Source organism: Solidesulfovibrio magneticus RS-1 (genome assembly GCF_000010665.1).
GTDB classification, from domain to species: domain Bacteria; phylum Desulfobacterota; class Desulfovibrionia; order Desulfovibrionales; family Desulfovibrionaceae; genus Solidesulfovibrio; species Solidesulfovibrio magneticus.
Genome location: NC_012796.1, coordinates 595398 through 620991 on the forward strand (window position 1 = coordinate 595398; position 25594 = coordinate 620991).

Consider the following 25594-nt stretch of genomic DNA (forward strand, 5'->3'; position numbering starts at 1 on the left):
GTTCGTGTTGGGCATAATATGCTGTACTTCCTGAAATTTATTTTCTGCTTCGGTGCTGCTGCCTGTTGCGCCGTCCGCGGCGCAACAGGCAGCAGCACCGAAGCCCTCTCCATGTGAGGGGTCCGGGGGGCTCAGCCCCCCGGCGGGTGCGGGCAGAGCCCGCTCTTGCCTCTTCTCTCTTCCCGCTTCGTCTACTCTTCGTCCTGCATCGCTTCGCGTATGGCTTCCCATTTGTCCCAGAAGGTGGGGAACGATTTGGCGACGCAGCCGGGGTTGTCGATGACCACGTCGATGCCGGCCAGTTCGAAGATGGCGGCGGACATGGCTAAGCGGTGGTCGTCGAAGGCAGAGAATTCCACGCGCTGGTCGGTGCGCAGGGCTTTGGGTTTGATGCGCAGGCCGTCGGGCAGGGTGGTGACCACGGCTCCGGCCTGGGTGCAGTTTTCGGCCACGGCCTCGATGCGGTCGGACTCCTTGAGGCGCAGGTGGGCGACGTTTTTGATGATGGTCTCGCCCGAGGCGAAGCAGGCGGCGGCAGCCACGGTGGGCACGAGGTCGGGGCAGCGGCCCATGTCGAGTTCCTGGCCGTGCAGTTCGGACGGGAAGACGGTGAGTCCCTCGGCCGTTTCCTCGATGCGCGCGCCCATGCGGGCGAGGATGTCGCGGATGGCCCGGTCGCCTTGGAGCGAATCCTGGCGCAGGCCGGCCACGGTGACCGGGGCCGGTCCCACGGCTCCGGCGGCCAGGAAGTAGGAGGCGCTGGACCAGTCGGCTTCCACGGCGTACTCGCGCGGCCTGTAGCGGGCGGGCTGCATGGCGAAGCGGATCTGGCCGGGCACGACGTCGGTGATGGCGCGCCAGTCGGCCTCGACCCAGGCGTCGCCTTGGCGGGTCTGGACGGTGAACGGCACGCCGAAATCGGCCAGGGCGGACAGGGTGATGGCGACGTAGGGCCAGGATACGGTTTTTTTGCCGGTGATCTCGATGGTCAGCGGCCCGGCGGCCATGGGTGCGGCCAGCAGCAGCCCGGAGAGGTACTGGGAGCTGTCTTCCAAGGATATGGAGGTGGTTCCGCCGGCAAGCCCTTGGGTGACGACGGCCAGGGGCGGGCAGCCGGATTTTTCGAGGTACAGGCATTCCGGGCCAAGGGGCAGCAGGGCGTTGACGAGTTCGCCGATGGGGCGGTCGTGCATCCGGCCGTGGCCGCGCACCAGGAAATGGCCGCGTCCGGCGGCGGCCACGGCCACGAGCAGGCGGCAGGTGGTGCCGGATTCGCCGACGTCGAGGGCGACGGAATGTTCTTCTTCGTCTTCGCCGCCCAGGGGCCGGCCGGCGGTGCCGGAGACGACCACGGAGCCGTCGCTTTGGGGATGCATGGCCGCGCCCATGGCGATCATGCAGTCCCGGGTGCGGGAAATGTCCTGGCTATCGAGCAACCCCGTGAGGCGGCTGGTGCCGGCGGCCAGGCTGGCGGCGATGACGGCCCGGTGGGACACGGACTTGGAAGGCGGCGCGGTGATGATCGGCATAGGGTCCTCGTTGGGGTATGCAAAAGGGGTAGGGAAAAAGCCTCCGGCGGCCAAAGGGCTGCCGCCCTTTGGAATCCCGTGATGCTGTTCGCCTATAGCATAAACCTGTCGATGTTGCTTCCGGCGAATGCGTCCTTGCGCATGAACCCCTCCATAAATTTTCCATCCAGGGGGTCCGGGGGGGATGATCCCCCCCGGATTTCTTCTTTTCCTCTCACTCCGCCTTGTCCGTCGCGCCTTCGGCCAGGTCCACCTGGGGACCGGCCGGGTAGCAGCCGAGGATGCGCAGGCTGTGGGTGTTTTCGGTCAGGGTGGCCAGGAGCTTCTTGTATTCCTCGCGGGTGAGGTCGCATTGCAGGTCGGCGAAAAAGAAGTACTGCCACTTTTCGCCCCGGATGGGCCGCGATTCGAGCTTGGTCAGGTTGATGCCCTCGCCGGCCAGATGGGCCAGCACCTGATGCAGGGAGCCGGGCTTGTTGGGCACGGTGAAAAGCAGCGAGGTCTTGTCCCGGGTCTGCTGTTTGGTGTCCTCGGGGCCGATGATGAAAAACCGCGTCCAGTTGTCGGGCAGGTCCTCGATGGGGCTGGCCAGCACATTAAGGTGGTGCATGGCGGCCAGGCGCAGGTGGCCGATGGCGGCGGCGTTCGGCTCTCCGGCCAGTCGCGCGGCGGCGGCGGCGGTGGAGTCGGTGGGGATGACCTTGGCCCGGGGCAGATGGGTCTTGAGCCAGCCGGCGCACTGGGCCAGGGGCTGGGGGTGCGAGTAGACGATTTCCACGGCGTCCAGGCTCGTTGCCGTGGAGAGCAGGGCGTGGCTGACCCGGCAGGTGATCTCGGCCTGGATAAAGACGTTGTAGCGCTGGAAGTTGTCCAGGCTCTGGCCGATGGTGCCTTGGAGGGAATTTTCCAGCGGCACGACGCCCAGGTCGGCCTGCTTGCCGGCCACGGCGGCGAACACGTCGCCGATGGTGGTCTGGGGCAGGAAATCCGGGGAATGGCCCAGGGCGGCCATGGCGGCGAAGTGGGAAAAGGTGCCTTCGGGGCCGAGGTAGGCCACCCGTTCGGGGCGCTGGAGACGGCGCGAGGAGGACAGGATTTCGCGGTAGACGGCGATAAGATGGTTGTTGGGCAGCGGTCCGGGATTGGCGGCGGTGAGGCGGGCCAGCACTTCCTGTTCGCGGAAGGGCTTGAAGATGGCGCTGGCCCGGCCGTCCTTGCGCCGCCCGACCTCCAGGCTCAGGGCGGCGCGTTTGTTGAGCAGGGCCACGATCTCGTCGTCCACGGCGTCGATGCCGTGGCGAATTTCGAGCAGCGCCTCCTCCAGGGAACCCGGGGCGACGGCAGGCTGGGTCGTGTCCGGGTTCATGTCATCCTTCCTTGATCTCTTCGGCGATGCGCATGCCGAAGTGGCGGCCGGCCACGTCGGTGGAAACGAGCACCGTGTCGCCTTCCTTAAGGGCCACCACGCTGACGGGCTTGCCCTCGGGGGTGACCAGCCGGATGGTTTCGGCGTTTTGCAGGAACACCTTGCCTTCCTTGCCGCCGACTTCCGCAGTGATGAGCAGCATGGGCCGGATTTCGGTCTTGATCCGGCCGACCACGGCGGTCTTGGTGGCGCCCTTGTGGGAGACGATGAGCACTTCCGAGCCCGAGGCCAGCTCTTCGAGGTAGCGGGTCTTGTCCCCGGGCATCTGGCAATAGGCGTGGACCGCGCCGGCGTTGATGCGGAAGGGGCGGGCGGCGACGTAGGGATTGGACTCGGTTTCGGCGTTGACCAGGAAGGTGAAGGCCGAGCTGTTGCCCACAAGCATCCCTTCGCCGGTTTTTAAGATGCTCGTGGTGTCCACACAGACCCGGTGGCCAAGGCCGGCGTGTTCGATCTTGGTGATGGTGGCCGGCACGAGTTCCATGGTTCCCTGGGAGAGCTTGAGTTCATTGACGATGGTCTTGAGGTCGCACACGGCTTCGGGGGTGATGAGCAGCTTGTCCGCGCCGCGCTCCAGGACTCCGGCGGCCAGTCGCGCCCGGTCCAGGCTTTCGCACTCAAGCCCCAGGCCCTCGGTGCAGGCCAGGATGTTTTCCACCGGGATGATCTCCCAGCCCTGGGCCAGGAAGACCGGACGACAGGCCTTCAAGGAATCGATGGCCGTTCCCTCGTCATCTTTGCAGCAGATGGGGATCAGTTCGAACTGATCCGGCGTCATCACCTGGGTGCGGCCCAGGGCCAGCACCTTGTCGGCGTCGGCCGCTTCGACCACGAATCCGTCCACGCCGGATTCCAGGCCGAGGGTGATGACGTTTTTGTCGAAGGGAACGACCTTGAGCCATATTTCTTTGGTCATGATTTAATCCTTGAGGAGTTCGAGGGCCTGATCGACTTCCCAGTCGAGGTGGACGATGCCGTGCAGGGCCTGGACGATGCGGGCGGGCTGGGCGTGCTGGAAGATGTTGCGGCCAATGGACAGGCCCGAGCCGCCGGCCTGGACCGAGTCGTGGGCCATCTGCAGCAGGTCGCGGTCGTTGTCCATCTTGGGGCCGCCGGCGATGACGACGGGGATGCAGCAGGCGTCGGTGACCTTGGAGAAGGATTCGATGTCGCCGGTGTAGGGCACCTTGACCACGTCCGCGCCGAGTTCGGTGCCGACCCGGGCGCAGTGGGCCACCACGTCCACGTCGTACTCGTTTTTGACCTTGGGGCCTCGGGCGTAAACCATGGCCAGCACCGGCATCCCCCAGTCGGCGGCCCGGGAGGTGGTTTCGCCGAGGTGGGCCAGCATGTCGCGTTCGGTCTCGTCGCCGAGGTTGATGTGCAGGGACACGGCGTCGGCCCCGAGCTTGATGGCGTCCTCGACGGTGCCGACCAGGGTCTTGGCGTTGGGGAAGGGCGACAGGCTGGTGGACGCGGACAGGTGGATGATCAGTCCGACGTCGCGGCCGCGTCCGCGATGGGAGCAGCGGGGCAGGCCCTTGTGCATGAGCACGGCGTTGGCCCCGCCTTCGGCGACCTGGTTGACGGCGTCGCGCATGTCGATGAGTCCCGAGATGGGGCCGACGGTGACGCCGTGGTCCATGGGGACGATGATGGCGCGGTGGGTGTTGCGATTGAAAATGCGTTCGAGGCGGACGGCTTTCCCAAGCAGCATGGCGTATCTCCTTGCGTTTGGCCCAACCGGCCGAGGCCGCCGGCGACTGGTAATAAAAAAGGGCCGCCGGCGTAATGCCCGCGGCCCTGGAGAGGCTCGTTTGCGGTTGACCTAGTTCGACCGCACCCCCCCCAGACCACGGGCGTGGCTAAACCAGTACCAAAAGTAAAAGCCGGTGGTGGGGGTGTGGAGGGTCTGCATGGGCAATACGGGTACGTGGGGCGGCGGGAGATTGTCAAGGGTTTTTTCGTTTTCGGTAAAATGGGGGGCGCGACAGGCTTGCTTGACGCATCTGGGCCGGAAGGCCGAGAGTGGTTAAGGTCAATAACCAAGGCATGGCAAGGTGTGGAACTTGGGGGAGAGATGAACCCTGGCGACTGGGTCCCCATGCCGAGACTCGGGCAATATTTGTCAGTTGACGCCATGAGATGCTGGCTGTATCAACCCAACGTGTTTATTTATTAAGAAGCTCTCTAGGCCAAAGGGTCCTTGTAATTGAATGGGATTTTTGCGAATAATACTTGCTCTTTCCGTAGTCATCGGCCATAGTGACCACTCGTTCGGACTGCCAGGGCTCAATACGACCCTGGCAGTGCGTTCATTTTACGTTGTGTCAGGATTCTATATGGCCATGGTGCTTTCCACGAAGTACAATGGAAAGCCTTATTATGTATTCATTAAGAGTCGTTATCTACGTATATTCCCTCTCTACCTTGCGGTTTTGTTGCTGACTCTGGTTTATGGCTGCGTTACGTGGGCGATCATCGGCTCAGTGCAGTGGCCCCTCGCTGGCTGGGCCAATACCCTGACCAGACTCGACGACCTGTCTATCGTCTACTACGCCCTGGCCAACGTGTTTATCTTCGGTCAAGATGTCCTCGGCTTTTTCCATGTGTCCGAGAACGGGGGGCTGGTCTTTGATTATCTCAATCGCCTGTCCAACAGTTCTTTGGGCGGCTACATGCTTGTGCCCCAAGCCTGGACGCTTGGCCTCGAATTGGCCTTCTATCTTGTCGCACCCTTGTTCGTCGCAGGTTCGTCAATAGTTATTTTGGGGGTCATCCTGGGGAGTTGCCTGTTGCGCTTCGTCGCCCTCCCCGCATGGGGAGTCGAGGCCAACGCGTTCACCTACCGCTTTTTTCCTTTTGAGATCGCCTTTTTTGGTTGTGGTGCGCTGGCGTACAAACTCTACGCTCGCTACCGAATCCTTGACAAGGGCAGGACGTTCCACGTCGTCGCCGTGCTGGCTCTGGCTCCGCTTTTTCTTGCCTTTGACTGGAATATTCCGGACCTGACGCGCTACGCGGCCCTGGCCCTGGCCATCCCTTCGCTGTTTCTCCTGACCAAAAACAGCCGCCTTGATCGTTTTGTCGGTGAACTGTCCTACCCAATTTACATTAGCCATATTCTCGTACTCTACGCCATTACGCAGTACACCCAAGTGGGCTATGAACTCCCCGGCGTCCTCGTCACGCTGGCCCTTTCTTTGTTGCTGTATCTCGCCGTTGAGCGCAGGGTCGAAACGTGGCGAGGACGGGTGGTGGCAGGGACCAATCGCCGCTTTCCCTCCGCCAAGGGCCTGGCCGCAGCCGCGGTCTGTGCCCTGGCGATTGTAGCTGTGCTTCTGACTGGCAAGGCATTGTTAGAGAGCAAGCATCTCTCCCAAAGCGCTGCCATGGTGGATTACGATTTTATCAAAGACACGCCACGGAATATGATTCTGATCGGCTTCGAGCCCCCCGAAAATAATGCTTCGAGCGCTTGGCGCTGGGGCTTGGGCGAGAAGTCCGAAATACTCTTCTCTCTGCCAAAAGCGACAAACTGCAACCTCGTCTTTCAGTTCTTTCCCGTGGCCGACGGCCAGACGGTGTCTGTCTATTTTAACGATCTCCTCCTTGAGACGTTCCGCCTGAGAAAAAACGATGCGATCTACAGGCAATATGCCCTGCCTGCCAAGAAGTCTGGCAATGTCGTGCGTTTCGTCTATGATGACTGGAATGGTCGAGTTGTCCGCTATATTCCGGAAGACTCCCGCCCGTTAGCCGTTAATTTCAATAAATTCGAACTCACCTTCTGACGCCCGCCGGAAAGTTCCCCCTGCAGCCTGGACAGGCATTGGAGGGCGCCGGCGGGCTTTGACCTAGTTGATCGCTTCTTCGGCCAGAGTCGGTTTGCCGGCGTTGTCGCGGGAGGCGGGAGGCGGGAGGCCTCTTGGCGTGGCACGGCCGACGGCGGAGTCGTCGGGGCTGGCGCGTGTCACGGATGCAGCCGCGCATCGACCGAAAGATTGTTGTTGCATGAACTTGTCCGGGGGTGGTGCTTCGGCTGGAATGTCCATGGTTTTGGTGGGAAAACGGGTTTTGTTTAAAAAGTCACAAGAGGCGGGGGGTTGTGATGAGGTACCGGGGAAAACCGGGAAAAGGTCTTGCGGGGGTGGGTGGTGTCTGCTAGCTTGGACGGTGCAACCACTTCCGTGCATCGTCCGTGACCGGGGTCCCGTCGGGGTCTTCGGGGCCGATTTGTCGGCGCTTTTGGACGGACGTGAAAAAAAGAACATTACCCTTGACTGGGGTTGCGGCGCTTGTTAAACCGATCACAAGCTAACCGCAGGCAGTTCACAAACGGAAGCGATTCCGGGGTTTTGTTGTCGAGAGGCGGTGGGGATGACAAAAATCCCCAAGCCCGGCGGTTGCATAGAACGTCGGCACCAAGCGACGCCGACGCATGAGGGCAAGCCGGAGCCAGGCGCACAATGCGCCACATGGCGACGGCGCGCGGATGTCCCAGGCGTCCAGGCGTTCAGCTCTTTAATGGATTGGGCGCTGGGTGTACAACAACTAAACGTTTGGAGGACTACTTATGCCTACCTTTGTGGATCCGAGCAAGTGTGACGGATGCAAAGGCGGTGAGAAGACCGCGTGCATGTACATTTGCCCCAATGACCTGATGATTCTGGATCCTCAGGAAATGAAGGCCTTCAATCAGGAGCCTTCCGCTTGCTGGGAATGCTACTCTTGCGTGAAGATCTGCCCCCAGGGCGCTATCTCCGCTCGCCCCTACGCTGACTTCGCTCCCATGGGCGGCACCTCGATCCCCATGCGTTCCGCCGACTCCATCATGTGGACCGTGAAGTTCCGCAACGGCAACATCAAGCGCTTCAAGTTCCCCATCCGCACCACCCCCGAAGGTTCGATCAAGCCCTTCGAAGGCAAGCCGGAGCCGGGCGATCTGGAAAGCGAACTGCTTTTCACCGAGACCGCTCTGGTCGCCCCCAAGGAAGCCCTTGGCAAGAAGTTCGACGTCACCGGCGCCGACACCGTGCAGTGCTGGTTGGACGGCTTCTGCAAGTAGTCCGTTTCGCCAACTGAATAGCCATCCACCCTACGGAGGACATATATTATGCCGACCATTCCCGTGAAGGACGAGCCCAAAGGCGTTGCCCTTGCCGAGCCGGAACTGATTGAAAAAGATGTCGACATCCTCTTTGTCGGCGGCGGCATGGGCTGCTGCGGCGCGGCTTTCGAAGCCGTTCGCTGGGCCGACAAAGTCGGTGGCATCAGCATGATGCTGCTGGACAAGGCCTCGCTCGAGCGCTCCGGCGCCGTTGCCCAGGGCCTGTCCGCCATCAACACCTACCTCGGCAAGAACGATGCTGACGACTACGTCCGCATGGTCCGCACCGACCTGATGGGCCTGGTTCGCGAAGACCTGATCTTCGACCTTGGCCGTCACGTCGACGATTCCGTTCACCTGTTCGAAGAGTGGGGCCTGCCCTGCTGGACCAAGGACGCCCACGGTCACAACCTCGACGGCGCCCAGTCCAAGGCCGCCGGCGTCTCCCTGCGCACCGGCGCCGACCCCGTCCGCTCCGGCCGTTGGCAGATCATGATCAACGGTGAGTCCTACAAGTGCATCGTGGCCGAAGCTGCCAAGAATGCCCTGGGCCAGGACCGCTACCTGGAGCGCATCTTCATCGTGAAGCTGCTCCTGGACGCCAAGCAGCCCAACCGCATCGCCGGTGCTGTCGGCTTCTCCACCCGCGAAAACAAAGTCTATGTCTTCAAGGCCAACGCCATCCTGGTGGCCTGCGGCGGCGCGGTCAACGTGTACCGTCCCCGCTCCACTGGTGAAGGCATGGGCCGCGCTTGGTACCCCGTGTGGAACTCCGGCTCCACCTACACCATGTGCGCTCAGGTCGGCGCTGAGATGACCATGATGGAAAACCGCTTCGTCCCCGCCCGCTTCAAGGACGGTTACGGCCCGGTCGGCGCTTGGTTCCTGCTCTTCAAGGCCAAAGCCACCAACGCCAAGGGCGAAGACTACTGCGTCACCAACCGCGCCATGCTGAAGCCCTACGAGGATCGCGGCTACGCCAAGGGTCACATCATCCCGACCTGCCTGCGTAACCACATGATGCTGCGCGAAATGCGCGAAGGCCGCGGCCCCATCTACATGGACACCGCCGGCGCCCTCCAGGCCACCTTCGCCAACCTGAACGCTGAGCAGCAGAAGCACCTCGAGTCCGAAGCTTGGGAAGACTTCCTCGACATGTGCGTCGGCCAGGCCAACCTGTGGGCCTGCACCGACACCGAGCCCGAGAAGAAGGGCTCCGAGATCATGCCGACCGAGCCGTACCTGCTCGGCTCCCACTCCGGCTGCTGCGGCATCTGGGTCTCCGGCCCGGACGAAGCCTGGGTTCCCGAAGAGTACAAGATCAAGGCCGACAACGGCAAAGTCTACAACCGCATGACCACGGTCAACGGCCTGTGGACCTGCGCTGACGGCGTCGGCGCCTCCGGCCACAAGTTCTCCTCCGGCTCCCACGCTGAAGGCCGTATCTGCGGCAAGCAGATGGTCCGTTGGGTTGTCGACCACAAGGACTTCAAGCCCACCCTGTCCGTCACCGCCGCCGAGCTGGCCAAAGAGATCTACCAGCCCTGGCACACCTTCAAGGACAACGTCGGCGTCTCCACCGACCCGATTGTCAACCCGAACTTCATCAGCCCGCATAACTTCATGATGCGCCTGGTCAAGTGCACGGACGAGTACGGCGGAGGCTGCGCCACCCTGTACACGACCTCCAAGACCCTGCTCGACACCGGCTTCCAGCTGCTGCAGTACCTGGAAGAGGACAGCAAGAAGCTGGCCGCCCGCGACCTGCACGAGCTTATGCGCTGCTGGGAACAGTACCACCGCCTGTGGACCGTCCGCCTGCACATGACCCACATCATGTTCCGCGAAGAGACCCGTTACCCGGGCTTCTACTACCGCGGCGACTTCCTGGGCCTGGACGACTCCAAATGGAAGTGCTTCGTCAACTCGAAGTACGATCCGGCCACCAAGGAAACCAAGGTCTTCAAGAAGACCTACTACCAGATCATTCCCGACGCTCAGTAGGAATGACCAGAGCGGCCGCCGGGTTAGCCCGGCGGCCGCTTTTTAACGGTCTTACCCGGGCGGATGGACCGTGCTTGTACGCCTACGGCGGGGGCGGTCTATCCTCGCGGATCAGGCCGTTTTCTTGCTGGCCTTAACCATTGCCGGGAGGTTGCGATGTCGAGCAACGCGATACTGGTCGTCGGCGGCGGCTTCAGCGGCATCACCGCCGCGCTGGAAGCCGCGGAGGTCGGCCACGAAGTCTACATCGTCGAGAAAAACCCCTTTCTCGGCGGCCGGGTGATGCAGCTCAACAAATATTTCCCCAAGCTGTGCCCCCCGTCCTGCGGGCTGGAAATTCAGTTCCAGCGCATCAAGAACAATAAAAACGTCAAGTTTTTCACCCTCGCCGAAGTGACCAAGGTCACGGGCAAGGCCGGTGACTACGAAGTCACGGTGAAAATCAAGCCCCGCTTCGTCGAGCCCGGCAGCGTCGATCTCTCGGATGCCGCGAAAAAGCTGTCCAAGGACGTCAAAAGCGATTTCGAACTCGGCCTGGGCGACCGCAAGGCCCTGTACATGGACGTCCCCTTTGCCTTCCCCAACCGCTACGTTCTGGACAAGGAACGCTGCACCAAGGAAGACCTGGAAGTCCTGTCCGGCTCCGATGTCATCAATCTCGACGACGCTCCCAAGGAAATCGTCCTCAAGGTCGGCAGCATCGTCTACGCCACCGGCTGGAAGCCCTACGACGTCACCCGCCTGACCAACCTCGGCGCGGGCGAGATCGCCAACTGCGTGACCAACATGCAATTGGAGCGGTTGGCCTCCCCCAACGGCCCGACCTGCGGCAACATCGTGCGTCCCTCGGACGGCAAGGCCCCGCGCAGCGTGGCTTTCGTCCAGTGCGCCGGTTCCCGCGACGAGAACCACCTCAACTACTGTTCCTACATCTGCTGCATGGCGTCGCTCAAGCAGGCCGCCTACGTCCGGGAAGCCTTCCCCGATGCGCGCGTGACCATCTACTACATCGATCTGCGCACCCCCGGCCGTTACGACAACTTCGCCAAGCGCATCCTGGATGATGACCGCATCAACGCGGTCAAGGGCAAAGTGGCCGCCGTGGCCGAGGACGCCGGCACCGGCGACGTCATCCTCACCGTGGAAGACGCCGTCACCGGCATCAAGTCCGACAACCGGTTCGAACTGGTCGTCCTGGCCACGGGCATGCAGCCGAGCATCGCCGGCGAACGCCTGCCTGTGGACGTTCCCGTCGATGAGATGGGATTTATCGTGGGCGGCGAGGAGAAGGGCATTTTTGCCGCCGGTTGCGCCGCCACGCCCCTTGACGTCATGAAGTCGGCCCAGTCGGCCACCGGCGCGGCCATGAAAGCAATCGCTTCGGTGCGAGGGAGGTAGCGGCGATGGCCGAAAAAATCGGTGTGTATATCGACGAATCCAGCGTCGCCCCGCTTCTGTCCGCCGAGGAGTTGGTCGCGTTCGTCAAGGCAAAATGCGCTGGGGCCTGCCCCATCGTCAAGTCGCACAAGCGTCTGTCCAGCCCCGACGGCGTGGCTATGATCAAGGCCGACATCGAGGGCGGCGAGATCGACGCGGTCATGCTGGCCGGCACCTCGCCCCGCGTGGACTGGGAAGTCTTCGACTTCGGCGACAAGGTCATCGTTGACCGGGTCAACCTGCGCGAGTTCGTGACCCTGTCCTATAAAAACCCGGACGGTTCGGCCCCAGTGGCCGGGCAGCCCGTGCCCCGCGAGCTGACCTCCATGGTGCAGGATTACCTGCGCATGGGCGTGGTCAAGCTCCAGAAGATGGCCAAGCCCAACCCCGAGATCCCCGAGACCAACAAGACCATCCTGGTGCTCGGCGGCGGCTGGACCGGCATCAACGCCGCCCTGGCCGCGGCCGGCGCCGGCTACTCCGTGGTCCTCGTGGAAAAGGAAGCGGCCCTGGGCGGCAAGGCGGCCAACCTCTACAAGACCTTCCCCCTGGCCTATCCCTACCTTGAAGCTACCGACACCGGCATCGACCGCCTCATCGGCCTGGTTGCCGGCAACAGCAAGATCACGGTCAAGCTGTCCACGTCGCTCAAGCTCCTGGCCGGCGCGCCGGGCCTCTACGAGGCCACCCTGGCAAGCGGCGGCAAGGAAGAGACCCTGCCCATCGGCTCCGTGGTCCTGGCCGCCGGCTGGCAGCCCATGGACGGCGAGGCCCTGGCCCCCTACGGCTACGGCACGCTCAAGAACGTCGTGACCTCGGCCGAGTTCGAAGCCATGGTCAAGGCCGGCTCCATCAAGCGGCCCTCCGACGGCAAGGCCCCCAAGACCGTGGCCTTCATCGTGGACGTGACCAAGGCCCTGGAAGCCAAGCCGGCCGCTGTCGTCGAGGAAGCCCCGGCCGAAGCCGCCAAGCCCGCCGAGGCCAAGGAAGGCGAGGAAGCCGGACCGGTCTTTAGTCCCATCAAGACCCCCAAGCACCTGGCCTACTCCTCGGAGCTCACCAGCCTCGTGGCGCTCAAGCAGGCCAACTACGTGCGCGAAAAGCTCGACGACGCCGTGGCCATGATCATCTATGACAACATGATGGTCCCCGGCATCAACGAGCGCTACTACCGCGCCGCCCAGGATAACCCCGGCGTCATGCTCACCAAGGGCACCGTTACCGGCGTTGCCGAGGAAGGCATCAGTCTGGTGGTCTCGGCCAAGGACACGCTCCTTGGCGGCGACATCTCCCTGGCCGCCGATCTTGTTGTCGTGCCCACCGGCATCGTGCCGGCCACGGCCCTGGATCCGACCATCAACCTGCTCTATCGCCAGGGGCCGGCCTTCCCGGATCTGCAGCTCTTCGACGGCTTTGCCGATTCGAACTACATCTGCTTCCCCTACGAGACCCGCCGCACCGGCGTTTACGCCGCCGGCTGCGTGCGCCAGCCCATGACCATGGCCCAGGCCAAGGAAGACGCGGCCGGCGCGGCCCTCAAGGCCATTCAGTGCATCGAATCCGCCAGCCGGGGCGTGGCCGTCCATCCCCGTTCGGGCGACCTGTCCTACCCGGTGTTCAACTTCGTGCGCTGCACCCAGTGCAAACGCTGCACCGAGGAATGTCCGTTCGGCGCCCTGGACGACGACGAAAAGGGAACGCCCAAGCCCAATCCCACGCGTTGCCGCCGCTGCGGTACCTGCATGGGCGCTTGTCCGGAACGCGTTATCTCCTTTGACAACTACAACGTCGACATGATCGGCTCCCAGATCCGCGAATGCGAGATCCCGCCGAAAATCGAAGACGGCGGACCGCGCGTCTTCATCCTGGCCTGCGAAAACGACGCCTATCCGGCTCTGGACATGGCGGCTCTTCGCGGCAAGAAGTGGAGCCCCTACGTGCGCATCATCCCGGTGCGCTGCCTGGGTTCGGTCAACGCCATCTGGGTTGCCGACGCCATGAGCAAGGGTGTTGACGGCGTCATGATGCTTGGCTGCAAGTATGGCGACGACTACCAGTGTCACTTCGTCAAGGGTTCCGAGATCTGCAACCGCCGCAAGGAAAACATCGCCGAGTCGCTCAAGCGTCTGGGCGTCGAACCTGAGCGCGTCGAGCAGTATCAGGTGGCCATCGACGAATATGACAAGATTCCCGACATGATCGACCAGTTCATGGACATGGTCCTCAAGATCGGGCCGAACCCGTTCAAAGGCTATTAGGAGGGAAGGCTCCATGGCAAACGAGCAGCGTATCAAGCCCGATCTGCAGTTCGTCAAGGACGTGCAGGCGGCCGGTGGCGAAGCCGTCAAGAAGTGCTACCAGTGCGCCACCTGCAGCGTGGCCTGCCCTCTGGCTCCGCCCGAGACCCCCTTTCCCCGCAAGGAAATGGTCTGGGCGCAGTGGGGACTCAAGGACCGTTTCGAGGGCGACATCGACATCTGGCTGTGCCATAACTGCCAGACCTGTTCCGACCTGTGCCCCCGGGGCGCGCGTCCCGGCGACCTCGTCTCGGCCATCCGCAACATCACCTACCGGGATCTGGTCACGCCGACCATCATCGGCAAATGGATGAGCTCGCCCAAGCATTTGCCCAAGCTCATCGCCATCCCGGCCGTGCTGTTCATGCTCATTTGGCTCATCACCACCGGGTTCAAGCTGCCCCAGGGCGAGATCGTCTTCGGCAAGCTCTACCCCGGCGATTACACCATCGACCCCATCTTCATGCTGGTCTCGGCTTTCGTGGCCTTCACGTTCTACAAGGGCGTGACGAAGTTGTGGAAGAGCTTTGAAAAGTCCACGCCCACGACCTTGCAGATCGGGACCAAGGCCAAGAAGCCGACCCTGATCGAATCGCTCAAGGCCGTCATCGTGGACGAGATCGGCACCCACTCCAAGTTCAACGAGTGTGGCAACGACAATACCGAGCGGTACAAGGGCCACCTGTCGCTGTTCTACGGTTTCGTGGCCCTGGCCATCGTCACCGGCGTCGTGGCCGTTTCCCACTGGGGCGGCAAGATCATCACCTTCATCGCGCCGTTGGGGCACACCCCCATGCCGCTGTGGAGTCCGGTGAAGATTCTTGCCAACGTCGGCGCCGTGGCCCTGGTCTACGGCTTGGTCATGCTGACCCGGCGTCGGATCAATGTCGACCCGGCCAAGTCCACGTCGTCCTACTACGACTGGTACCTGCTCGGCGTCATCTGGGCCGTGGGCCTTACCGGCCTTGGGGCGGAAATCTTCCGCCTGGCTGGTGTGCCCTCCCTGGCTTATCCGACCTACTACCTGCATCTGATTTCGGTGTTCATGCTGTTCGCCTATCTGCCCTGGTCCAAGCTCGGGCACTTGGTCTACAGAACCACGGCGTTGGTGTACGCCCATCAGGCTGGGCGTCTCCCCCTCAAACGTGAAGAAGAAAAAACTTTCTTGGTCTAATTTAGGAGGGTACCATGGCTGAAGCGCGCAAAGTGTTCCCCATGAATGCGTTCGTGTCGTATCTCAAGGGCGTCGACAAAGAAGGCAACAAGAAGGGCGTGGCCGAGATGGTCGGTTTCATGACCGGCATGGAAATCGACGCCGAGCTGGCGCCGTTCGCCGCCGCCCTCGCCAAGGCCTGGATCTACGAGCAGCATCCGGAACTCGTCCGGATGAGCTCGGGCGAGCTGGGCGCCACCGCCCAGAACGTCTCCGTGGCCGTGCTGCCCCCGGATGTCGTGGCCGAGGTCAACGCGATTTTCGCCAAGCTGACCGATTCCAAGAAGACCATCGACGAGCAGGCCGCCAAGCTCGCCAAGGTCGAAGCGGAACTGGCCGAAAAGACCGCCATCTTGAAGGACGTCGAAGTCCGCATGAAGGCCGCCGAAGACAAGGCCAAGCGCCTTGAAGAGTCCGCCAAGGACGCCGGCGAGAAGGTCATCGTGGCTTCCGAGGCCAAGGTTGTCGAGTACATCGGCAAGGTCGACGAGCTGCTCAAGATGATCGAGGACGTCAAGAAGCACGGCGTGGTCACCGTTTCCGGCGGCGGCGCTGCCGCGGCTGACGGCGGCGCTTCCGGCGGCACCGGCGAACCGGTTGTGGGCGGCGAGCCCGCTGCCGACTTCGGCTTCGGTTCCGACGCCTTTGCCACCGACAAGTGGTAGAAAAATCTACTCCGGTCGATTGACGGGGAGGCCCTTAGGGGCCTCCCTTTTTTTGTTGATGCCAGTGTAGGGGTTTTGAGAAAGCTTTGAATATCTGAGAGAGCTAGTCGAAATGAGTTGCAATAATTTCTTTTAATTGCGAGATGGCAGCTGTAGAGAATCGTATGGATTGACTTTTTTTGCCATGGATTTGGCGGTTTGGTGATCCATATGTGTCGATCTGTAAAAACTTCTCTTTGGCATTTGAGACCACGGTGAAAGTCGCATTGACTTCAGTGTGGTTCGTGTCCTTTTCAAGAGATATTGGTTCAAGATTTCGAACAATTGCCATTGTGCCTCCCTTTGTTCGTGTGTGAGTGAAATTAGTCTTCAGGTAAAGTCCCCTCCCGCCGTGCCGCCGCCTCCTCGCGCAACCGCGACAGAATCTCGTCATAGCCCTCGGGCCGGTGGGGCCGCAGGCAGGGCGTGCAGTCCTTTATCCCTTTGATCATCTGATGGTCGCCGCCGCAGTTCTCCAGGAAATACAGCGGACAAAAACAGAACAGGCAGTTGAATGCCTCGGGATCGGCCCCGGGGTGGCAGGGGAAATACCGGCAGGGGGCGTTGCGAAAGAAACGATGGCTGTTTTCCACGAAGGCTCCGGTTCGTCGGCACAAGGGTTGCAACAACCCGATCGCGTCAACGGATTGATCGAACCACGGGATAGCGCCATGGCCATAGCGACAACCAACACTACCGCTCAGGATTTCCTGAAGAAAGCGGCTGCAAGCACGCCGGGATCGGGCAAGGCCAGGCTTGATCCCAAACTTTTCCAGAATATGCTGCAAAGCGGCTACGGGATCAACGGGGAAGTCGGCAAGAACAGCAAGCTGTCGATTCCCAAGGAAAATATGATCACCGGCCTGGAGATGCTGTCCTCGGGCGAAGGCACGGGCAAGGACGCGGCTCTGTCCATGCTTGGCTACCAGACCGACGCCAAGGCTTTGACGGCCATGGAGCAGGGCATGAACCAGGGCAAGAGTCCGGGCCTCAGTCCGGGGTTGAGTCAGGGCATGGCCAGTTTCCAGGGCAGCGCCCTGGCCACGCTGTCGCGCATGGCCATGGAACAGGCGGCCACTGGGCAGACGTCGGCTCCGGGGGCGGCGGCCGCCGCCTCGGTCGAGGCCGATGGATCAAGCATCCGTCGGGCCGTGGACAAGTCGGCCGTGCGCATGGCTGTCAGCGCCTCGGCCCGCCATCCCGACGACCTCGGCCATTTGGGCCGGGTCAACCAGGCATCGGGCCGGGGCGGCTTCACCAAGCGCGAGGAAGAGCTTCTCCTGGCCGTGGCCGGCGCGGAAAACATCCTGGCCGAGACGACCCGGGTGGAACAGGCCAAGGAGACGGCCGCCGTCTCCCGCAAGGTGCTGCCCTCGACCCTGGAGCATAAGGCTGGCCGGCTGTCCGCCCAGTACGAATCCAATTCCGAGATTGACTATATCGGCTACGACAGCCGGGGCGGCACGTCCTACGGCCAGTACCAGATCGCTTCCAAGACCGGGACCATGGACTATTTCCTGCGCTTCCTCGACGACAAGGCCCCGGACATCGCGGGCAAGTTGCGCGCGGCCGGCCCGGCCGACACCGGCGGTCGGGCCGGGCGGATGCCGGCGGCCTGGAAGGCCGTGGCCGCCTCGGACCCCAGGCGCTTCGAGGCCTTGCAGCACGAGTTCATCCGCTCCAACAACTACTCACCGGCCGCCAAGTCCATCGTGCTGACCACGGGCGTGGACGTCACCAAGCGCTCCTACGCTCTGCGCGAGGTCTTGTGGAGCACAGCCGTGCAGCACGGTCCGGGTGGAGCCGAGCGCATCTTCACCCAGGCCATCGAAAAAGCCGAAGCCCTGCCGCCGGGTCAGGATTTTGACAAGGCGGTCATCGAAGAGGTTTACCGCGTCCGGGGCCAAAAGTTTTTCCGCCACAACAAGCGTATCCGTGAAGCCGTCCTGTCGCGGTTCCAGGACGAGAAGACCACGGCCATAGCGTTGTTGGACAGCCCGTCCGTCTAGTTTCCCCCGGGAAGCGGCTTGCATCGCAACCTCTCGCCGCGCGGGTTTGCCCTCGCGGCGATTTGTTGTAGCATGGGGCCATGACGCCGACGGACGCCAAGCCCGCCGAGGCCGGGGACGCGGTCAGCTTATCGCGCAAGATCGATGGGTTGCGGAGGTGTTTTGCCCTGTCGCGGCTTGTGGCTGAATCCCTGGACCTTTCCGAGGTGCTTGAGCGCATCATGACCACCTCGCGCCAAGCCCTTTGTGCCGAGGCGGCCAGCCTGCTGCTGGTGGACGACACGCCCGGCCCCGGCCAGGGCGAGCTGGTCTTCACCGTGGCCCAGGGGCCGGCTTGTATGCCGCTCAAGTCCGGTTTCCGCCTGGCTCCGGGCCAGGGCGTGGCCGGATGGGTGGCTGCGTCCGGCGAGCCCGTGCTCTTGGCCGACGCTTACGCCGATCCGCGTTTCAACCGCGAGGTGGACCGTCAGACCGGTTATCGCACCCGCTCCATGCTGTGCGTGCCGCTGACGTACCGCGAACGGGTCATCGGCGTGGTGCAGTGCATCAACAAAGCCGGCGGCGGAGAGTTTTGCGCCGACGACCTGGAGACCTTTTCCCTGCTGGCCGCTCAGGCCGCCGTAGCCATCGTCAACGCCCGGCTACACGGCGAGGCCCTGGCCAAACAGCGCATGGATTTTGACATGGAGGTGGCGGCCAGCGTCCAGCAGGGCTTTTGGCCCAAGGGCGCGCCGACTTTGACCGGCTTTGACGTGGCCGGGGTGAGCCGGCCCTGCGACGCCACCGGCGGCGATTATTACGACTACCTCATGCGCCCGGGCGAACATGGGGAGCGGCATTTTCTGGTGGCCGTGGGCGACGTCACCGGCCATGGCATCCAGGCCGCCCTGCTCATGGCCAGCGTGCGGGCCTTTTTACGTTCACGCCTGCTGTCCCCGGGCGGCCCGGCCGCCATCGTCGGCGACGTCAACCGCTTGCTGGCCGAGGACATGGGCGTTTCGGGGCGGTTTATAACTCTTTTTCTGCTGGAACTGTGCCCGGAAACCGGGCAGTTGCGCTATGTGCGGGCCGGCCACGATCCGGCTCTGCTCTACGATCCGGCCACGGACGAGTTCCAGGAACTCGGCGGCCGGGGTATCCCCCTGGGCATCGACGCCGACTGGCGTTATGAAGAGAATCTGGTCAAGGGCCTGCCGCCCGGGGCCGTGCTGGCCCTTGGCACCGACGGCATATGGGAGGCCAGGGACGCGCACGGGGAGATGTACGGCAAAACCCGTTTGCGCCATGCCCTGCGCCGGGCCGCGTCCCTGGACGCGGCCGGCGTCGCCCGCGAGGCGCTGGCCGATCTGGAAGCCTTCCGCCAGGGAGAACCCAGCCGCGACGACGTGACGCTGGTTGTGGTCAAGGCCTGGGCGGGGGCGAAACACACGGAGGCGGCATGAAGTCGCGCATTGCCACGACAATGGTTCTGGCGGCCGGGCTTGCCCTGGCCGGCTGCAGCAAGGAAGACCCCACGGGATTCCCCAAAGTGGATTACAACAAAGACGGCCGGGTCATCTTCGAGGAGCTGATCGTCATCTTCCCGGATCTCACTGTCGAGGAGTTCCTGGCCGCCGACGCCGACGGCAACGGGACGCTCAGCGACCGGGAATACGGCCGTTTCCGCGACGCCCGGACGGCCGGCAAGAAGCTTGACGCCGCCGCCGTTCCGGCTGCCCCGGCAGCCAAACCGGCCGAGGCCCCGGCGGCCAAACCGGCCGAGCCGACGGCTCCTGCGCCAGCCAAGGCCGCCGAACCGGCGCCGGCGGCTGCCATCCCGGCTCCGGCCGCGCCGGTCACCGAAGTCGTGGAAACCGTGGTCGCCGAACCGCCTGCCCCGGCTCCGGCTCCCGCGCCGACTGCCCCTGCAGCGGCCAAGCCAGCCCCCGCAGCGGAAAAGCCGGCTTCCACGGCGACCAAGCCGGCCGTTGGTGCAGATAAGCCGGTCGCAGCCGGCGGCGCGACCCACACCGTGGCGCGCGGCGATACCCTCACGCGCCTGGCCAAGAAGTACGGCGTTTCGGCCCAGGCCATCATGGAGGCCAACGGCATGAAAAACGCCGATCAGCTGCAGCTCGGCAAGACGTTGACCATCCCGGCTCCGGCCCAATAGGCCAACCCGGGTTCCGATCCTTCCTCCGCCCCGTCGTCCTCTCGGCGGGGCGGCCTTTCCCCTTCGACTGCTCTTTTGAGAGACTTGTCTTTTGCAAATGTTTATTGCATGACTATATTGGAATTGTCGGCGAAGTTCGTTTGCGGGCGGCGTCTGGCATCTCAAGTGAAATGGCCTGTAGGAGCAGTATAGTCTATAGGGGTTGGTCGCTTTATTGGGGGCGTATTAAGGATAAGTATCGGCCAATCTTTTGCTCTCTGTGTATTAACGGCATTTTTAGCACTGGCAGCGGCGTAAAGCAGCACGGCGAATGTCTTCGCCACCGCGCGTTGCCTGTAGTGGACGGTCATGCTGCGGAAAATATCCGTCGCCGAGCTTTCGCCCGGCATGTTTGTCGTCGATTCCGGCCTGTCCTGGTTGGAACATCCCTATCTTTTTGGTCAAGAAGGCGAAATCAAGAGTTTGGCCGCCGTGCGCGAGATCGCCGAAGCCGGCTACACCGAAGCCTTCATCGACACCGAGCGCGGGACCTATGCCCAGGGGCGGTCGGCCGAGCCGACCCTGGCCGAGCTGCTGGCCAGGGAGACCGACCGTCCGGCCGAGCCGGCCGTGCCCCTGGAAGAGGAGCTTGTGGCGGCCACGGCCGTCTACCAGGACTGCCTGTGCATCGCCCGCAACGTGTTGGAGACGGTTAAGGCCGGCGGCGAACTGGACATGGACGAGCCGACGAGCCTCGTCGACGACGTCATCGCCAGCGCCGTGCGCAATCCCGACGCCCTTGTCGCCCTGTGCAAGCTGCGCCGACACGACGCCTACACCTTCACTCACGGGGTCAACGTGGCCGCGCTGTCCGTGGCCTTCGGCACGGCCCTTGGCCTCGACACCCTGGGGCTGCGCGACCTGGGGCTGGCCGGGCTTTTTCACGACATCGGCAAGACCGGCGTGCCCGACGCCATCCTCAACAAGCCGGCCCGGCTCTCGCCCGGGGAATTCGAGCAGGTCAAAAACCATCCAGGCTACGGCCGCCAGATTCTTGAGGGCCGGGGGCTGCCCGAGGCGGTGCTGCGCGGCGTGGCCGAGCACCACGAGAAGTGGGGCGGCACGGGCTACCCCCACGGCCTGGCCGGCGAGGACGTGCACCCTTACGGCCGCATCATCGGCGTGGCCGACGTGTTCGACGCCCTGACGTCCAGGCGGGCCTACAAGGACGGCATCCTGCCCACCAAGGCCCTGGGCGTGCTGTATGGGATGCGGGAGCGCGACTATCCGCCCGGACTCGTCGAACGCTTCATCAAGTTCATGGGCCCCTACCCCGTGGGCAGCTTCGTGCGCTTGGCCAGCGGTCACCATGCCTTTGTCAGCAAGTCCAATCCCGGCCGGCCGCTTTTCCCGGAGCTGCTCCTGACCTTTGATCCGGCCATGGCCCGCCTGAAACCTCGCAAGATCGAGGCCAAGCCCGACGCCGCCGGGAAATCGCCGATTATCGAGGTGGTGGATCCGGCCCGCCACGGTATTGATCCCCTGGAATTTCTCTGCCCGACGGGGCGGTGAGGCGGGGGGAAATCGGCCTGGTCGGGGCTGTGGCTCTGGGGCCGCGCGTCGGGCGGCCCCAGAGGGTTGCGGCAATTGGCGGCGTGACGGCCGGGGCGTCCGTTATTGCCTGTAGCGTTCGGCCTTGGGCTGCCCCAGCATCGGCAGGGCCTGGCGTCCGGCCGGGACGGCCGTCTCTTCGGACTTCATGGCTTCGATCAAATCCTTGAGGGCCTGGGCTTGGCTGGCCAGATTGCTGACGGCCAGGGTCGAGTGGCGCATGGTCTCGGACGTTTCCAGGGAGACGCGGTTGACGTCTTCCAGGCTGCGATTGATTTCCTCGCTGGCCGAGGATTGTTCCTCCGAGGCCGTGGCGATGGAACGGACCTGGTCGGTGGTGGTGTCGGCCAACGTCACGATCTGGCGCAGGGCCTCACCGGACAAGGTGGCCAGTTGGGTGGCTTTGCCGATGGTTTTGCCGGAGCGTTCCACGTTGTCGATGTTTTTACGCGTTCCTTCCTGAATCCCCCGGACGGCCTGGCCCACTTCCTTGGTGGCGGTCATGGTCTTTTCCGCGAGTTTTCTGACCTCGTCGGCGACCACGGCAAAGCCGCGCCCGGCTTCGCCGGCCCGGGCGGCCTCGATGGCGGCGTTAAGGGCCAGCAGGTTGGTCTGGTCGGCGATGTCCGAGATGACGTTGATGATCTGGCCAATGCCTTCCGCCTGGGTACCCAGGCTGCTGATGTCGTGCATCATTTCCTGGGATTGGGCCTGGACCTGGGCAATGGCGGCCACGACCTGGCCGACGACGTCGGCCCCTTGGGCGGCTTTCGCCTTGGTCTGGTCGGCAGTGGCGGCGGCGCTGGAGGCGTTTTGGGCGACTTCCAGGACCGAGGCGTTCATCTGTTCCATGGAGGTCGCGGTCTCGCCGATGCGCTGGGCCTGTTCCCTTGCGCCGTTGCTCGACTGGTCAACCTGGGTGGAAAGGTCCTCGGAAGCCGTATGGAGGACCTCGACTATGGCTTCGAGCTGGCCGGCCGCCTGGAGCATGCCCTCGGTCTTGGCTGTTTCGGCGAGCTTCTTGGCCTCCAGCGCCTCCTGCATGGCCTGCCCGGCCCGCTCGGATTCCTTCGCGGCCCGCTCGGACTGCTCAAACGCCTCGTCGATCTTGTCCTTGAGCCTGACGAGCATGTCGCGCAGCGCTTCGGCCAGTTGGCCGATTTCGTCGCGCCGGTGCACCGGACAGGAAGCGTCCAGATTGCCCTTGGTCACTTCCTGGGCGAACTGCATGGTCTGGTTGAGCGGTTTGCTGATGGATCGGGCGATGACCAGGCCAAGGCCGATGCCGAGGAGGATGCTTGTGAGGGTGATGCCAAGGAGGTAGTCGCGGTTGGTGGTATAGGTGTCTTGGATTTGTTGGGCGAATTTGTGCGCGTTGGCATCCTTGAGGGCGCTTGAGGTGTTGATGGCCTCGTTTATGGCGTCGGTTTCTTCGGCCAACTGTCCCATGGACAGCACCGTGGATTCCCGGTGCGCGGCAGGGGCTTCGCTTTTGTTGAGTGCAATAAGTTTGGCAAGCGAGATGTTGTAGGTCCGCCACAGGTCGTCGAGGCGCTTGAGGCTTTGCTTGCCAACTTCGGTCCAAAACAAGGGCAGTGCCTCGTTGTAGTTTTTGAGGAAATCGATTTTGTATTGGTCTATTCGTTTGATATATATCTCTCTCGCTTCCTGGGAGTCGGCCAAGAGCATATTTTTTGAAGCTCTGTCGATGTGCCCAAGCGCAATACCCGCTTCCTTGATAGCGGACAGGCCAAGCAGTTCTTTTGCATACATGGACTCAGCAAGACTGTTGATGTCTCTCATGCTTTGAAAGCCGATCTGGCCGACGACGACAGTAAGACAGGCCATGGCAAGGAAGGAAAGAAGGAGCTTCTTGCCCACGCGCATGTCGTTAAACAACTGCATAATACTGTCCTCTTGCGTATGTTGTGTGATCGCTGACGAGCCGGCGACGTGCCGGTTGTCCTCACCGCTTGAGGCGCAGAAGGATATGGGGTGGTTACGGTGGCGGTTGAAGATGAACGACTTTTCATATTGCGCTTGCGTCGGCTGTCGTTGGATCGGCGAACAAGAAGGCAAGAGCACGGCATTGCGGCGGCGGTTTCGTGAAGGTGTCGCCGCGCGCTGTGCCTGCCTGTTCGCCGGGCGCGGCTGGGGGGGAGGCGGGTTGGCCGGCCTACGGGGCGCGTCCGGCGAGAGGGGGTGTTCGCCGACGGGGGGCGAAATCGGCAAGCCTTGCCGGGCATCGTCCTTGCATGAACTCCCTGGGGAACAGTCCCCCGGGAGCGTGCCATGGACATCAACACCACTTACGACAAGCTCAGCGGACAGCTGACCATCCGGTCAGGCTTAAGCGACGGCCAGGCCAAAACCGCCGGCACGACCACGGCCACAAGCGCCAAGGCATCGACAACCGGCCAATCCGCCACGCAAAATCTCAATCTCGACAGCGCCTATATCAGCCCCGTGCTCCAGGCCAAGCTGCAAACCGAGGCGCTGCAGACCCAGTTCACCAAGACCCTGGCCGCCAAGTTCGAGGAACTGGACATCGACGTCAGCCGCCCCATCACCCTGACCCAGGGGGCCGACGGAAAGGTGACGGTCTCCGGCGACCACCCGGACAAGGCCGCCATCGAAAAGCTGTTCACCGACGTGCCGACCCTGACCGAAGCCTTCACCGCCCTGTCCAAGACCAGCTCGGATCTGGCGTCCATGACCTCAAGTCAGTCGGCCTCGCTGGTGCGCACCAACGGCTACGCCGCCTACCTCAAGCAGATTCAAAGCTCCGCCTCCTCCGGCGATTTTTTCTACAGCTACATGGACGGCGCGGCTTCAACGTACTTCGGGTAACAGGGGCGAGGGAAAAGAAAGAGGCCTTGTATGTTTCCCCATCGAGGTTAGCTTGATGGGGTCAAGGGGACGATAGGTCGAAATTGCCTTGAGTTTTAAGCTCGAGCCGGAGCCATGATCGTCGTCCCCTTCTTCCATGAAGCCCGAACCGTTGCTTGGGCTAAGAGCCCGTATCACAAGGCTGGGTACTGGAGGAATGTACATGGCTGCTGACTGTTTCATCGGAATTGATGTCTCTAAGGAAACTCTTGCTGTCCACACGCTTCCTGACGGAAATGACTTTCAATTTGTTAACGACCCCGATGGTATAAAAGCTATCTGCAGGAAATTTTCAAAATTTCGTCCAAAGCTTATTATCATCGAGGCGACTGGCGGCCTTCAAATTCCTGTTGCCACGGCATTGAGTCTCAAGAAATTCCCCGTTGTAGTCATCAATCCCCGCCAGGCTCGGGATTTTGCGCGAGCTAAAGGACGGCTGGCTAAAACAGACAAGATTGACGCTGAGATTCTTGCTCTTTTTGGCAAGCAGATGGAGCCTGAAGTACGCCCTCTGAAGGACGAGCAAGCGCAAGAAATGAGTTCGCTAATGTCCAGGCGCAACCAACTCATTCGAATGCTTGTCATGGAAAAAAATCGTTTTACTCGTGCTTATGGCTCGGTAAGAGCAGATATAGAGAAGAATATTGACTGGCTTGAGGAACGATTGTCTGAGATCGACACGCATCTTGGCACAGTAGTACGAGCGAGTCCGATTTGGCGTGAGCGAGACAATTTGCTCCGGAGCGTCCCTGGAGTCGGAGATGTCCTATCAAGGTCGCTCCTTTCCAATCTGCCTGAGCTTGGAACGTTGAATCGTCGGGAGATCGCTGCTCTTGTTGGGGTTGCCCCTTTGAATTGTGACAGCGGAAAGCGTCGAGGAAAACGTCGTGTATGGGGAGGTCGAAGTGATGTTCGATCTGTATTATATATGGCTGTCTTGTCAGCTAAAAAATACAATCCCGTCATACGTGATTTTTACAATCGCCTCAAGGAAGCCGGCAAACCACATAAAGTCGCCGCAGTTGCTTCGATGCGAAAGTTGATAACGATTTTGAATGCAATGGTGCGATCCGGGCAACCGTGGGGACAGTACGCACACGCGGCGTAGATCCCTGATTATCGGTTGACTCAGAACACCGTTGCTCCGGCGGCCGGAAGGGGGTAACCCCCTCCCGGACCCTCCCTAAATGGGGGCGCTTCGTGCTGCAGGCAGAGCCTGCAGCACGAAGCGCCC

The 25594-nt window shown here is 62.4% G+C and carries 20 protein-coding genes; 13 read left to right on the forward strand and 7 right to left on the reverse strand.

Annotated features, from left to right (window positions below; all coding sequences use genetic code 11):
• Window positions 1–191 precede the first annotated feature (191 nt).
• The 4 genes from aroA to DMR_RS02510 form a co-directional block, all read right to left on the reverse strand.
• Entirely contained in the window at window positions 192–1529 is a 1338-nt protein-coding gene (gene aroA / locus DMR_RS02495; protein WP_012750106.1) for a 3-phosphoshikimate 1-carboxyvinyltransferase, read from the reverse strand.
• 214 nt (window positions 1530–1743) lie between these two features.
• Window positions 1744–2895, reverse strand: a complete 1152-nt coding sequence (gene pheA, locus DMR_RS02500; RefSeq protein ID WP_012750107.1) for a prephenate dehydratase — start codon at window positions 2893–2895, stop codon at window positions 1744–1746.
• Window position 2896: 1 nt separating this feature from the next.
• On the reverse strand, window positions 2897–3871 hold the full coding sequence (locus DMR_RS02505) for a 3-dehydroquinate synthase II family protein (protein WP_012750108.1): 975 nt from the start codon (window positions 3869–3871) through the stop codon (window positions 2897–2899).
• Between the two features lie 3 nt (window positions 3872–3874).
• Window positions 3875–4672 carry a 2-amino-3,7-dideoxy-D-threo-hept-6-ulosonate synthase gene (locus tag DMR_RS02510; protein WP_012750109.1) on the reverse strand — a complete coding sequence of 266 codons (798 nt, stop codon included), beginning with the start codon at window positions 4670–4672 and terminating at the stop codon, window positions 3875–3877.
• Between the two features lie 499 nt (window positions 4673–5171).
• Between DMR_RS02510 and DMR_RS02515 the strand changes: the two genes are divergently transcribed.
• The 7 genes from DMR_RS02515 to DMR_RS02545 all read left to right on the forward strand — a co-directional run bounded on the left by DMR_RS02515 (window position 5172) and on the right by DMR_RS02545 (window position 15681).
• A complete protein-coding gene (locus DMR_RS02515; protein WP_012750110.1) occupies window positions 5172–6749 on the forward strand; it encodes an acyltransferase family protein in 1578 nt (525 codons plus the stop codon).
• A gap of 782 nt (window positions 6750–7531) precedes the next feature.
• Entirely contained in the window at window positions 7532–8023 is a 492-nt protein-coding gene (gene aprB, locus DMR_RS02520; protein WP_012750111.1) for an adenylyl-sulfate reductase subunit beta, read from the forward strand.
• Between the two features lie 48 nt (window positions 8024–8071).
• Window positions 8072–10069 carry an adenylyl-sulfate reductase subunit alpha gene (gene aprA / locus DMR_RS02525; protein WP_012750112.1) on the forward strand — a complete coding sequence of 666 codons (1998 nt, stop codon included), beginning with the start codon at window positions 8072–8074 and terminating at the stop codon, window positions 10067–10069.
• A 156-nt stretch (window positions 10070–10225) separates the two neighbouring features.
• Window positions 10226–11467, forward strand: coding sequence for a CoB--CoM heterodisulfide reductase iron-sulfur subunit A family protein (locus DMR_RS02530; RefSeq protein WP_012750113.1), 1242 nt, complete (start codon window positions 10226–10228; stop codon window positions 11465–11467).
• A gap of 5 nt (window positions 11468–11472) precedes the next feature.
• Entirely contained in the window at window positions 11473–13764 is a 2292-nt protein-coding gene (locus DMR_RS02535) for a hydrogenase iron-sulfur subunit (protein WP_012750114.1), read from the forward strand.
• Between the two features lie 13 nt (window positions 13765–13777).
• A complete protein-coding gene (qmoC, locus tag DMR_RS02540; protein WP_012750115.1) occupies window positions 13778–14977 on the forward strand; it encodes a quinone-interacting membrane-bound oxidoreductase complex subunit QmoC in 1200 nt (399 codons plus the stop codon).
• 14 nt (window positions 14978–14991) lie between these two features.
• Entirely contained in the window at window positions 14992–15681 is a 690-nt protein-coding gene (locus DMR_RS02545) for a hypothetical protein (RefSeq protein WP_012750116.1), read from the forward strand.
• 103 nt (window positions 15682–15784) lie between these two features.
• Here DMR_RS02545 and DMR_RS22875 read toward each other — a convergent pair whose 3' ends face one another.
• Both DMR_RS22875 and DMR_RS02550 read right to left on the reverse strand, forming a co-directional pair.
• Window positions 15785–16012 (reverse strand): hypothetical protein, encoded by a 228-nt coding sequence (locus DMR_RS22875; protein ID WP_081429560.1) that lies wholly within the window; start codon window positions 16010–16012, stop codon window positions 15785–15787.
• A gap of 31 nt (window positions 16013–16043) precedes the next feature.
• Window positions 16044–16313, reverse strand: a complete 270-nt coding sequence (locus DMR_RS02550) for a cysteine-rich small domain-containing protein (protein WP_012750117.1) — start codon at window positions 16311–16313, stop codon at window positions 16044–16046.
• Between the two features lie 78 nt (window positions 16314–16391).
• Here DMR_RS02550 and DMR_RS02555 point away from each other — a divergent pair, with 78 nt between their 5' ends.
• From DMR_RS02555 to DMR_RS02570, 4 genes are all read left to right on the forward strand, one after another.
• The gene (locus tag DMR_RS02555; RefSeq protein ID WP_043599906.1) at window positions 16392–17729 is read left to right on the forward strand and encodes a hypothetical protein; all 1338 of its coding nucleotides are present in this window, start codon (window positions 16392–16394) and stop codon (window positions 17727–17729) included.
• An 80-nt stretch (window positions 17730–17809) separates the two neighbouring features.
• Window positions 17810–19171, forward strand: a complete 1362-nt coding sequence (locus tag DMR_RS02560) for a PP2C family protein-serine/threonine phosphatase (RefSeq protein ID WP_012750119.1) — start codon at window positions 17810–17812, stop codon at window positions 19169–19171.
• Complete coding sequence (locus DMR_RS02565) at window positions 19168–19881, forward strand: LysM peptidoglycan-binding domain-containing protein (protein ID WP_012750120.1); 714 nt, start codon at window positions 19168–19170, stop codon at window positions 19879–19881. The genes DMR_RS02560 and DMR_RS02565 overlap by 4 nt, the downstream gene beginning before the upstream one ends.
• 348 nt (window positions 19882–20229) lie before the next feature.
• Window positions 20230–21432 carry an HD-GYP domain-containing protein gene (locus DMR_RS02570; protein ID WP_012750121.1) on the forward strand — a complete coding sequence of 401 codons (1203 nt, stop codon included), beginning with the start codon at window positions 20230–20232 and terminating at the stop codon, window positions 21430–21432.
• A gap of 102 nt (window positions 21433–21534) precedes the next feature.
• On the opposite strand, the gene DMR_RS02575 is transcribed toward DMR_RS02570, so the two are convergent.
• Window positions 21535–23703, reverse strand: coding sequence for a methyl-accepting chemotaxis protein (locus DMR_RS02575; protein ID WP_012750122.1), 2169 nt, complete (start codon window positions 23701–23703; stop codon window positions 21535–21537).
• Between the two features lie 60 nt (window positions 23704–23763).
• Here DMR_RS02575 and DMR_RS02580 point away from each other — a divergent pair, with 60 nt between their 5' ends.
• Together DMR_RS02580 and DMR_RS22880 are read left to right on the forward strand one after the other, a co-directional pair.
• Window positions 23764–24321, forward strand: coding sequence for a hypothetical protein (locus DMR_RS02580; protein WP_012750123.1), 558 nt, complete (start codon window positions 23764–23766; stop codon window positions 24319–24321).
• A 202-nt stretch (window positions 24322–24523) separates the two neighbouring features.
• Window positions 24524–25468: an IS110 family transposase gene (locus tag DMR_RS22880; protein WP_148208341.1), complete on the forward strand. Its 945-nt coding sequence runs from the start codon at window positions 24524–24526 to the stop codon at window positions 25466–25468.
• Window positions 25469–25594: the final 126 nt, after the last annotated feature.